The sequence below is a fragment of the Sandarakinorhabdus rubra genome, from assembly GCF_010994245.1.
Taxonomy (GTDB): Bacteria; Pseudomonadota; Alphaproteobacteria; order Sphingomonadales; family Sphingomonadaceae; genus Sandarakinorhabdus; species Sandarakinorhabdus rubra.
Map to the genome: position 1 here is coordinate 1 of NZ_WMHO01000090.1, position 9,806 is coordinate 9,806.

9 protein-coding genes are annotated in these 9,806 nt (G+C 67.3%); 4 read left to right on the forward strand and 5 right to left on the reverse strand.

The window, feature by feature from the left end:
• Positions 1 to 93: 93 nt before the first annotated feature.
• Positions 94 to 1,461, reverse strand: a complete 1,368-nt coding sequence (gene argH / locus GJV64_RS07310; protein WP_164156617.1) for an argininosuccinate lyase — start codon at positions 1,459 to 1,461, stop codon at positions 94 to 96.
• Positions 1,462 to 1,706: 245 nt separating this feature from the next.
• Between argH and GJV64_RS07315 the strand changes: the two genes are divergently transcribed.
• Both GJV64_RS07315 and GJV64_RS07320 read left to right on the forward strand, forming a co-directional pair.
• Entirely contained in the window at positions 1,707 to 2,258 is a 552-nt protein-coding gene (locus GJV64_RS07315) for a TlpA family protein disulfide reductase (protein ID WP_164156609.1), read from the forward strand.
• The gene (locus GJV64_RS07320; protein ID WP_164156610.1) at positions 2,255 to 2,635 is read left to right on the forward strand and encodes a hypothetical protein; all 381 of its coding nucleotides are present in this window, start codon (positions 2,255 to 2,257) and stop codon (positions 2,633 to 2,635) included. The genes GJV64_RS07315 and GJV64_RS07320 overlap by 4 nt, the downstream gene beginning before the upstream one ends.
• Before the next feature lie 188 nt (positions 2,636 to 2,823).
• Here the strand turns inward: GJV64_RS07320 and rho are convergent, their stop codons facing one another.
• Both rho and GJV64_RS07330 read right to left on the reverse strand, forming a co-directional pair.
• Positions 2,824 to 4,080 (reverse strand): transcription termination factor Rho, encoded by a 1,257-nt coding sequence (gene rho / locus GJV64_RS07325; protein ID WP_164156611.1) that lies wholly within the window; start codon positions 4,078 to 4,080, stop codon positions 2,824 to 2,826.
• Between the two features lie 243 nt (positions 4,081 to 4,323).
• The gene (locus GJV64_RS07330; protein WP_164156612.1) at positions 4,324 to 6,279 is read right to left on the reverse strand and encodes an energy transducer TonB; all 1,956 of its coding nucleotides are present in this window, start codon (positions 6,277 to 6,279) and stop codon (positions 4,324 to 4,326) included.
• 140 nt (positions 6,280 to 6,419) lie between these two features.
• Between GJV64_RS07330 and GJV64_RS07335 the strand changes: the two genes are divergently transcribed.
• Positions 6,420 to 6,797, forward strand: a complete 378-nt coding sequence (locus GJV64_RS07335) for a histidine triad nucleotide-binding protein (protein WP_164156613.1) — start codon at positions 6,420 to 6,422, stop codon at positions 6,795 to 6,797.
• On the opposite strand, the gene GJV64_RS07340 is transcribed toward GJV64_RS07335, so the two are convergent.
• On the reverse strand, positions 6,794 to 8,173 hold the full coding sequence (locus GJV64_RS07340) for a protein adenylyltransferase SelO (RefSeq protein ID WP_164156614.1): 1,380 nt from the start codon (positions 8,171 to 8,173) through the stop codon (positions 6,794 to 6,796). The two genes, GJV64_RS07335 and GJV64_RS07340, sit on opposite strands and share 4 nt — an antisense overlap.
• A gap of 40 nt (positions 8,174 to 8,213) precedes the next feature.
• A complete protein-coding gene (locus GJV64_RS07345; RefSeq protein WP_164156615.1) occupies positions 8,214 to 8,825 on the reverse strand; it encodes a TetR/AcrR family transcriptional regulator in 612 nt (203 codons plus the stop codon).
• 150 nt (positions 8,826 to 8,975) lie between these two features.
• On the opposite strand from GJV64_RS07345, the gene GJV64_RS07350 reads away from it, so the two are divergent.
• The coding region (locus GJV64_RS07350; protein WP_164156616.1) for an alpha/beta fold hydrolase at positions 8,976 to 9,806 on the forward strand (831 nt) is incomplete at its 3' end.

Here is a 9,806-nt window from a genome sequence, read left to right on the forward strand (position 1 = left end):
GCCCGGCGCGCCCGGCCTTCGGCTCCAGCGCGCCCTGCTTGCCGCAGGCGGCCAACAGCGCCATTGGCAGCAGCAGCAGTGGCAACGTCGCCCTCACAGCCGCTGCCGGGCCGCAGCGATGGCGGCGCGAACGTTCGTGGGCGCAGTGCCGCCAAAGCTGGTTCGGCTGGCGACACTGGCTTCCACGCTCAGCACGTCGCGCACCGCCGGGGTGATGCGGGCATCGATGGCCTTGAGTTCGGCATCGGTCAGGCCGTTCAGATCTGTGCCCTTGGCTTCGGCGGCCTTCACGCACTTGCCGGTGATCTCGTGGGCCTCCCGGAACGGCACATTGGCGACGCGCACCAGCCAGTCGGCCAGATCGGTGGCGGTGGAAAAGCCGCTGTTGGCGGCGGCCCGCATCTTCGCCTTGTTGAAGGTGATCGTCTGCACCATGCCGGTCATGCTGGCGAGGCACAGGCCCAGATCATCATGGGCGGCAAACACCGTCTGCTTGTCGTCCTGCATGTCCTTCGAATAGGCCAGCGGCAGCCCCTTCATCACCACGGACAGCCGGGTGAATTGGCTCAGGAACTGGCCGGCCTTGGCGCGCACCAGTTCGGCGGCATCGGGGTTGCGCTTCTGGGGCATGATGCTGCTGCCGGTAGACCAGGCATCGGGCAGCGTGATGAAGCCATAGGGCTGGCTGGCCCAGATGATGATCTCTTCGGCCAGCCGCGACAGGTGCAGGCCAGTGAGGTGGGTGGCGGCCAGATACTCCAGCGCGAAATCCCGGTCCGACACGCTGTCCAGGCTATTGCGCGTCGGGCCGCCGGCAAAGCCCAGCGCCTTCGCGGTCATCTGCCGGTCGATGGGGAAGCTGGTGCCGGCCAGCGCCGCGGCGCCAAGCGGGCATTCGTCCATGCGCGCGGCAGCATCGGCAAAGCGGCTGCGGTCGCGCCCCAGCATCTCGACATAGGCCATCAGGTGGTGGCCCAGCGTCACCGGTTGCGCCACCTGCAGATGGGTGAAGCCGGGCAAAATGGTGTCGGCATGTTCCTCGGCGCGGGCCAGCAGCGCGGTGATCAGGCCCTTCAGCGCCGCATCGGCTTCGGCACAGGCGGCCTTCACCCACAGCCGGAAGTCCACGGCCACCTGGTCGTTGCGGCTGCGCGCGGTGTGGAGGCGGCCGGCGGCCGGCCCGATGATCTCCCGCAGCCGCGTCTCGACGTGGAGGTGGATATCCTCGAGCGCCAAGTTCTCGACCAGCTTGCCGGCCTCATATTCGGCCGCGATCTGCTGGAGGCCCTTGTCGATGGCGGCGGCGTCGGCGGCCGAGACGATGCCCTGCTTCGCCAGCATGGCGACATGCGCGCGGCTGCCGGCGATGTCCTGCCGCCACAGCCGCTTGTCGACGCCGATGGAGGCGTTGATTTCCTGCATGATCGCCGACGGGCCGGCGCCAAAGCGGCCGCCCCACAGGCTGTTCGCCGCGCCTTGGCCTGCCGGAGGTGCCAGATCATCGCTCATGGCGCCCGCCGATAGGGCATTGGCTCGCCCCCCGCAACCGGCGGCAACCGCGCCGCCCAGGGCTGCCAGCTTCATTGCATCGCGCCGCGAGATCGTCATGTCCTGTCCCCTTCTGCTGGCCTCAGTGCCACAGCGGCTTGGCAGCGGCCACTGGCGCGTATAATCGCGGCGGCATCCAGCGAAGGACTTGGCCCCACATGCGCACACCCGTCTTGATGCTCACCGCGCTGGCGCTCGCCGGTTGCAACCAGGCCGCGCCCACCGCGCCGGAAGCCCCCGCTGCCGCCGCCCCGGCCAAGCCTGCCGCCATCCCGATCAACACGATCGACCGCAGCCACGCCGGCGAACCCGGCCCCGCCGCCGTGACCTGGGAAATGAAGGGCGGCACCAAGCAGAAGCTGTCCGATCACAAGGGCATGAAGATGCTGGTCAACCTGTGGGCGACCTGGTGCGCGCCGTGCATCGCGGAGATGCCGGCGCTCGACAAGCTCGCTGGCGAGGTGCCGGTGATGGTGCTGCCCATATCGCAGGACATGGAAGGTTGGCAGGCGGTCGACAAGTTCTGGGGCACGGACAAGTTCAAGAATATCGAGAGCGGGCTGGACCAGCCGGGCAGCTATGCCGAGGCGGTGAAAGCGAGGGGGCTTCCGGTGACCATCCTCTATGATGAGGAAGGCCGCGAGGTGTGGCGGGTTTCGGGGACGCTGGATTGGGGGTCGGCGGAGGTTCGGAAGGCCGTGGCGGGGTGAAGCTTGACCTCGACTCGTTCAAGGGCCGGGCGACGGGCATCCTTGGTGTCGGGGCAGCCCTGACAGTAGTTAATGAGCTTTTCACGCAACATGGCCAGCCGATGCTTGGCTACATGGCCGCCTTCTTCGTCGCCGGTTTGATGTTTGTGGCGCTGGTTTACGGTGAGTATCGGTCTCAGCGATGGTTCAAGATCTATCTGGTCTGCATATCGGCCATGTTCTTGATCCTGGTCGGCTTTGGCGTTGATCAAGTCACGGATTGGGCGCCGAATGGCTCTTGGGGCTGGCGCGGAGCGGGGCTGTCCGTGGCCGTATTGATGGCTGGACTTGCCGAACTGTTCAAACGGGCGTTCGGGCGCGCTCGCGAGAAAGACTGAGCCGGGTCCCGCGGCCGGCGGCGGAGCCGCCGAGTCCGCTTCTGCGGTGAAGTGTCAGGAAGGAAGGGGGCGTGGCGGAGCCGCGCCGTCAGACGAATCAAAAGGGGCGGCTTGAGAGCCGCCCTTTTCGTTCGCTGGCCGACCGTTCGGCGAGTCTGGAAATAGCTCCGCTATTTCCAGCCGCCTCACTACTTGTTCATCCCCGCGAAGAAGTCCGCGTTCGTTGCCGAATCCTTCATCTTGTCGAGCAGGAACTCGATCGCGTCGGTCGAACCCATCTGCATCAGGATGCGGCGCAGCACCCACATCTTGGACAGGGTTTCCTTGTCCACCAGCAGCTCTTCCTTGCGGGTGCCGCTCTTGCCGATGTCGATGGCCGGGAAGACGCGCTTGTCGGCGATCTTGCGGTCGAGCACGATTTCGGCGTTGCCGGTGCCCTTGAACTCTTCGAAGATCACCTCGTCCATGCGGCTTCCGGTGTCGATCAGCGCGGTGGAGATGATGGTGAGGCTGCCGCCCTCCTCGATGTTGCGCGCCGCGCCAAAGAAGCGCTTGGGGCGCTGCAGGGCGTTGGCGTCGACACCGCCGGTCAGCACCTTGCCGCTGCTGGGGACGACCGTGTTGTAGGCGCGGCCCAGGCGGGTGATGTTGTCGAGCAGGATGATCACGTCGCGCTTGTGCTCCACCAGGCGCTTGGCCTTCTCGATCACCATCTCGGCCACCTGCACGTGGCGCGTCGCCGGTTCGTCGAAGGTGGAGGACACCACCTCGCCCTTCACCGTGCGCTGCATGTCGGTGACTTCCTCGGGCCGCTCGTCGATCAGCAGCACCATCAGATAGCATTCGGGGTGGTTGGTGCTGATCGCCTTGGCGATGTTCTGCATCATGATCGTCTTGCCGACGCGCGGCGGCGCCACGATCAGGCAGCGCTGGCCCTTGCCCAGCGGCGAGACGATGTCGATCACCCGGCCGGTCTTGTCCTTCAGCGTGGGATCGCCGCTGTCGAGGTTCAATTTCTCGTCCGGATAGAGCGGGGTGAGGTTGTCGAAGTTGACCCGGTGGCGCACCGCTTCGGGATCATCGAAGTTGATCGCCGTGACCTTGTTGAGGCCGAAATAGCGCTCACCATTCTGGGGGGAGCGGATCTCGCCCTCCACCGTGTCGCCGGTGCGCAGGCCATAACGGCGCACGAAATTGGGGGCGACATAGATGTCGTCCGGCCCGGCCAGATAATTGCTCTCCGCCGACCGCAAAAATCCGAAGCCATCGGGCATCACCTCGATGGTGCCGCTGCCCATCACCTCGGTGCCTTCCTCGGCGGCGGTCTTCAGGATGCCGAAGATGATGTCCTGCTTGCGCAGGGTGGAGGCGTTCTCGACCCCCATTTCCTCGGCCATGGCGACCAGGTCGGCCGGCGGGGTCTTCTTCAGGTCATGGAGATGCATGGGTGCGGGTTCTCTGGGGGCGCGGGCGCCGCGGCGGCCGGCAGGATTGGCAATTGGCTTGGCCAGCATCGCACACCAGGACGGGCGCGAGCCTTGCTGCTCCTGCCTAGTCGGCACGTCTGCAAGCGTCAAGCACCGGCGGCCGGCCATTCCGGCCTTCGCCGCCCAGTACGATACCGGCTGGATAGGCAGTTTCTTGACAGCAATCCACGGCGCGCGGCGCCGCTAGTGCGGATCGCGATCCTAGCCGCTGGCACCGTTGAAGCGGACGCCCTGGGTGCGGCCCACACAGCCAACGGTTTCCGTGCCGCGCATCACCGGTTTGAAGCGCCACTTCTGGATGCGTCTGACAACGGCATCACTGAACACAAAGGGCGGCCGGGCGAGGATGACTCGCACATTCGTGGTCTCGCCACTAGGGCGGATATCATAGCTCACCTGCATCAGCGAGGAGAGACCCCAGCTGAGGCTCTCGACCGGGAAATCGGCGCTGCTGAACACATTGCTGCTGCTGCCCAGCGGGCGGACATCCACCAGCGAACATTGTTGGGGGCTGAGCCCGGTGCTGGCCAGCGCGCTGGCGGCAGCGGCCTCGTCACCCCGCGCAAAGGCAAGATCGGACAGGCGCAGCAGCGCTTGGGTGCGCAGGGGGTCGCCGTCGGCCCGGCGGGCGATGATGGCCTGCAACAGGGCTTCCGCCTGCTTGCCGCTGTCGTCGGCAACGCTTTGCAGGCGCAGATAGTCCGCCAGTCGGCCCTCGCCGCGCGTTTCGGCCAGATCAATGAGCTTGCGTCGCTCGGCGCTCCCGAGCGTGCGCCGGCCGCTGGCGGCGTTGCGCCCCAACCAGACCAGCAGGATAGGGGCCTGCCGGGCTTCTGCGAGGCTGGCCAGACGCTCGCCCAGCCTGGCGGCTTCGCGTGGCCCGACAGCGGTGTTGCCCATCAGCGCACCGAGCACTCCAAGCAGCCGCGGCGACTGCGGGCCTTCAGCGGCTTCGATGCTGGCCAGGCTCGCCAGCAACGCCTGCCGGCGCTGCGCGTCAGTGCCCGATACCTCGGGCAGGGGCAGCTTCTGCTTGTCGAACCAATCCCTAGCTTCGCGGAACAGCGAATCGGAGGCGAGATCGGGCTGTCGGGTCAGGCAGCGCAGTTCCACGCGGATGGCGGCTCGCCACATCAAGTTGACGGCCTTGGCCTGTTCGGCCGGCCAGCTCCACTCGTGGACGGCGGCGACAAATGCTTCTTCGGGATGGCTGTCGGCCGGGCCGCTGCCGGTCGTGACATAGACGGGCCGCACGTTCAGCACGCGGCCATCATCGCCCACGCCAAATTCGATGACGGCCATGGCATCGGGCGCCACTGTGCCGGTGGGGGTGCAGGGAGGGAGGAGGCTGCTGCTGCCGCCGCCGCCCCGGCTGCCGTCATCGAGCATGTTGGCGCCGGACAGGGCGGTGAGCTTGCTGAGCGCGGCCGAGTCCTTGCGCAGCCAGGCCAGGGTGACAAGATCGCCGCGCAGTTCGATATCGTCGATATTGACCATGCTGGTTTCGGTGCCGCCGGCCAGCTTGCCGGCGGCGGCCAGTGCGGTGGCCGCGTCGGCCAGGCGGCCGCTGGCCATGGCCAGCTGGCCCTTCAGCCGCAGGGCCATCAGTCGGCCACGGTTCGCCACCGCCTTGCTGGCGCCCCAGGCGGCATCGGGCTGCGTGATGAGGGTTTCGATCATCGCCGCGGCCACCTCGGGGCGGGACCAGATGGCAGTTCGGGCGACACCTGCCTGGGCGTCGAGCAGGCCGAGGCTTGCGGGGGCCATCAGCTTTTCATCGAGGATCTGCTGCCAATAGCCGAGCGCGGTGCGGATCTGGCCCTGTTCCTCGGTGGCGCGGGCGAGGTGGGTGAGTGCGGCGCCGCGTTCCCCTCTGAGGGCGGCGTTGCCGGCCGGGAGGCTGGCGAGCGCGGTTTCGAGCAGCGGCTGGGCCTCCTCCACCTCCCCCAGCTCGACCAGCGTTTCAGCGAGGCGGGACCGCACGATGGTGGCGGAGCGGCTGGCAGATTGCGGGCCAAGGCGGGCGAGCAGCGCCGAAAACCCGGCCCGCGCTTCAGCGAGGCGCCTGGCATCAAGATGCGCCTGCGCGGCATTATAGTCTTCCTGCACGCTGACAGCGCGCGCTGGCAGCGCTGCCAGCAGCAACAGGTTGAGCAAGGCCGCCGTCCATTGCATGGCTGCAGCATGCGAGCAACGGCGGGGACGGGCAACCGGCATTTGTCCACTGCTCCAACAATATTGTTTCGGCCGCCTCGAGGATTTACAGCGGCTGCAACTGTTGTGGAAGGGAACAGGCAATGCCGGTTGAGGCGCTGGGGGACTATGATCCGAACAACATCTTTGCCCGCATCCTGCGCGGCGAGATTCCGTCGAAGCGTGTATATGAGGATGACTGGGCGATTGCCTTTCATGACATCAACCCGCAGGCGCCGGTGCATGTGCTGGTGATCCCGCGCGGGCCGTATCGCAGCTGGGCGGATTTTTCTGCCAACGCCTCGGAGGCCGAGATTGCCGGCTTCGTGCGGGCGGTGGGGGCCACGGCGCGGCTCTTGGGGCTGGAAGAACCGGGCTATCGGCTGCTGGCCAATGCCGGGGTCCATGCCCACCAGGAAGTGCCGCACCTGCATGTCCACATCTTCGGTGGCCGCCAGATGGGGGCGATGCTGCCGCGCTAGGGTTCGCGGTGCGCCTCGCCCATGCGGCGGATGGCGGCGATCTTGGCGTGGAGCGGCGCCCAGTCATCGCGTTCGGCGATTGGCGCCCACAGGGACTCGACCTCGTCGATCAGCATCGTGCAGGGGTCGGCATCGGCCCAGTAATCATGGCTGGGGGCGCTGGTGGCGAAATCGGGGACAAGGCGCAAGAATTCGCTGAAGGCGTCGTGGCTGTAGTGATGATCGGCCACGGACGCGCCGCGCCGCACGCCGCCACGCCAGTCGAAAAAGAAGCGGTCAGGGTCCATCTGGGTGGCCACCAGCGCGGTCTGGATGGCGGCGACCAGCGCCTCGTCCTCGGCACTGCCCAGCCGCTTCACGCCCAGCCGACCCAGCATCGCGTCTGACAGGGCGGCGCGATAGCGTTGCGGGAAGGCCTCCAGCGGGCCTTTCAGCTCGTCGGTCTCGGCGATAAGCCGCAGCGCGCCGCCCAGCTGGAACAGGTTCCATTGCAGCGCTTCCGCCTGCCGCCCGAAGGCATAGAGGCCGGCATGATCGAAATAGGCGGCGGTGAAGCCGGCATCCCAGGCCGGCGCGAACCGCCACGGGCCGTAATCGAAACTCTCGCCGGTGATGTTGATATTGTCGGTGTTGAGCACGCCGTGGACGAAGCCAGCGGCCATGTATTGGGCCGCCAGCCGCGCCGCGCCCTTCACCGCATGGTCGATCAGCGCGGCCACCGGGGTGGGGCCGGAGGCTTCAGGCGCGAGATGGGCCAGGCAGTAATCGACCAGCTTCGCAAGGCTCTCGCGGTCCTGATGAAAGGCGTGGCGCTGGAAGCTGCCATAGCGGATGTGGCTGTGGTTGAGGCGCACCAGCACGGCAGCTCGGGTGGGCGAGGGCTCGTCGTTGCGGGTCAGCGCCTCGCCGGTCTCGATGACGCTGAAGGTGCGGGAGGTCGTCACTCCCAGCGCCTCCAGCATCTCGGTGGCGAGGATCTCGCGGACGGCGCCCTTCAGGGTCAGCCGGCCATCGCCGAAGCGGCTGTAGGGCGTGGTGCCACTGCCCTTGGTGCCGAGGTCCATAAGGCGGCCGCGATCGTCCCGCACTTGCGCGAACAGGAAGCCGCGGCCATCGCCAAGATCGGGGTTGTAGGTGCGGAACTGGTGGCCGTGATAGCGCAGCGCCAGCGGCTGCGGCAGGCTGCCGGGCAGAGGCGTGAAGCGGCCGAAATGATCGATCCAGGCCTCATCGCTCAGGCCATCCAGCCCGACGCTGGCAGCGGCGCGATCATTGCGGAACCGCACGACATGCTGCGGGAAGCGCGCCGCCTCGACCGCGTCGTAGAAGGCGTCACCCAGGCCAAGGATGGTGGTTTCAGGACGATATTCGGCCATCAGGGCGCCTCTGGCAGGCCCTGCTGCCGTGTTGGGCCGCTCAATCCTGCGGATAGCCGCTGGCGGCGGTGATGTAGCGGATGGTTTCCCGCTCGATGCGGTCGGCCTCTTCCGGGGTGCCGGCGCACAGCCAGCGGTCGATGGCGTCGCCCACCACGTGATGGGTGAAACTGGCGGCGATGTCGATCTCCACGCCGGTGATGCCCAGCTTGTCGTGGCTGGCCTGCAGGTGGCGCTTGATCCACGCCGTCGTCACTTCCTTGGCGGCGTGATAGAAGGGCTCGGCATCGGGCGTGGCGGCCATCTTGGACTTGGGGCCGCATTCGCCGCACTCAGGCTCGGAGCCTTCCCAGATCATGTTGTCCCGCACGAAGCGCAGCACGCGCGGCACCGTGATGGCGGGCAGAAGATCCTCAAGGGCATAGCCCTCTTCCATGGTGGCGATCATCGCTTCGCCGTGGCGGCGGCCGAGTTCCTCGAGCAGCGCCTTCTTGGAACCGAAATGATAGAAGATGGAGCCTTCCGACACGTCCGCCTCGCGGGCGATGTCGGCGGTGCCGGTGGCGGCAAAGCCCTGGCGCGAGAACAGCATGTGGGCGGCGGCGAGCACCCGTGACTTGGTTTCGGCGGGATCATAGCGGCGTGCACGCATGTCCGTCTGGCGCGCGGGTGCGCGGGGGTTGCTGGTGCCGGCCCTGCCGATGCTTCTGGGTTCAAGTGCGCGTGTGGCCACGTTTGTCCTTCGTCCTCGCTCCCCCCGGAGGCCTTCCTATAGCCTCACGGTTGAGTCAGAGTCAAAATCATGAGCACTCGCCCTGCCACAAGTTCGCTTGTCCCTGCCACCGGCTGGCAGCGCGGCTTTGTGTTCTCGGCCGACAATGTCCGGCTTTGCTGGCGCGAACATCATGATGTTGAAGTGTCTTCGCAGGCGCCCGCGCTGCTGTGCCTGCCGGGGCTGACCCGCAATGGCAGCGATTTTGCGCACCTGGCCGAGCCCCTGGGGCGGCGCTGGCGGATCATCGCGCCGGATCTCAGGGGGCGGGGCGAATCGGGTTGGCCGCGCGATTCGCTGTCCTATGTGCCCCTGACCTATTTGCGCGACCTGTCGCTGCTGCTCGATGCGGCCGGCGTGTCGCGCTTTGTCGTGCTGGGCTCCTCGCTCGGCGGGCTGCTGGCCCTGCGGCTGACGACCGCGCATCGCAGTGCGATGGCCGGCGTGATCCTGAATGACATCGGTCCGGTGATCGAACCGGGCGGGCTGGCGCGGTTGCGCGCCAATGTCGGGCGCGGCGGCAACTGGCTGACCTGGCTGCACGCCGCGCGCGACCTGGCGCTGCGCAACGCTGCCATCTATCCCGACTGGCAGCTGCACGACTGGCTCGCCTTTGCCAAGCGCCTGTGCCGGATCAGCCCGCAGGGCCGCATCGTCTTCGATTATGATCCGCGCATTGCCGAGCCGTTCCGCCTGCCGCATGGTGATGGCGGCGCCGATGACTGGGCGGCCTTCGACAGCCTCAAGGGCTTGCCGGTGATGAGCCTGCGCGCCGAGCGGTCGGACGTGCTGTCGGCCGCGACGCAAGCCGAGATGGCGCGGCGGCTGCCGGGGCTGGTGCGCGTGACGGTGCCGCGGGTC